Genomic DNA, 1,260 nt, shown 5'->3' on the forward strand with positions numbered 1-1,260 from the left:
GTTTGGCGAAGTTAGCATAAAATAATGACATAGTCAATTGATTTTCAAATAACTGTAGGTATTTTACAGAATTGGAATTAAAAAAGATTGGATTTTAATGAGTCTGTTTTTTGATGACGAGACTTTATCAGTCAGTGGTTGATAAAGTTCATAATAAAAAAATCAAATGGCAATTGGAGACATTTTATAGTGGCGGCTGACAGACTCCGTATTTAAAAAATTGTATATTTACTGATGAATAAAATACTAAAAACAACACCCCATATACGCCATTAAAACGGCGCATATAGGAAACGTTGGGCACAACTAACAAAATCATGAAAAAGAATGACATCATTACGCAAATTTAAATTAAGACTTTTATTTATCTTCTTAATTATGAATTTCTCTCTATTCTCTCAAAATTATTACAAGAAAATTGAACAATCTCTTATTGAATGTGGAATAAAAATTTATAAGAAATCAAGTGATTTTAATAACAAGAAATTAATTATTGAAACAGATTCGATTAATTCGATAAATTATTTAAAAATTCAAATCGAACGAATAAATGGCTTAATTAAAGTTTCCGATTATGAAAAAATTGATTCTATAATCAAAACGAAATATATTGGAAAAGAAATTCTTTCAACTTCAAGAACTATTGAAAAATACGGGAATTTATATCTATATATTCTAAATAATAAAAATGGAAATCCATATTTTGACAAATATATCTTGAAAAATTACAGAAATGAGAATATTTTAATTTCATATAACTCAATAATGGGAAACAACATAAAAAACTTTGAAAGTTTGGATTGTATGATTGAAAAACTGGGCAAATAAAAAAAGCAGTGCCCAACACCGTGTAAAATTAATTGCTAGTAAAAGCTCACTTGGGAAATTCCTTCGGAATTTCGCAGTTCGTGATTAATCTAGTAAATTAGTTGCTTGAAACACACAACTAATCTTACACACAAACGTTGGGTTTCATTAACAAAAAATCGTAAAATTTCAAACTTTTAGATTTTTAATTGAGTTTAAAATGTTAGAAAAACTTGTAGAAAAACTATATCAGAATTTTTCTCAGAAAACCGTAAAAAAATATAATTTTCTAATTTTAGTTTTAAAAAAATATTTTTCAAAATCAGAAAAATTCCAGTTGAGAATTGTTCTGTAAAAAGTTGGAATATTTAAAGTTAAATTTTCAACACTCCTACTTTAGAGAAACCTCGGAAAGAATAAAAATAGAAAAAACAAATCGTGGAATTTAGCAAG

The 1,260-nt window shown here is 25.7% G+C and carries 1 protein-coding gene; it reads left to right on the forward strand.

Features of this window, described 5'->3' with window-relative positions:
* Nucleotides 1-327: 327 nt before the first annotated feature.
* On the forward strand, nt 328-828 hold the full coding sequence (locus BA195_RS11065; protein WP_141677702.1) for a hypothetical protein: 501 nt from the start codon (nt 328-330) through the stop codon (nt 826-828).
* Nucleotides 829-1,260 lie beyond the last annotated feature (432 nt).

It is taken from the genome of Tenacibaculum soleae, from assembly GCF_001693415.1.
Taxonomy (GTDB): domain Bacteria; phylum Bacteroidota; class Bacteroidia; order Flavobacteriales; family Flavobacteriaceae; genus Polaribacter; species Polaribacter soleae.

Bases quoted from the DNA above. Each gene is read 5' to 3' on its own strand.
- BA195_RS11065 (WP_141677702.1), top strand. From the start codon at position 328: ATGACATCATTACGCAAATTTAAATTAAGACTTTTATTTATCTTCTTA.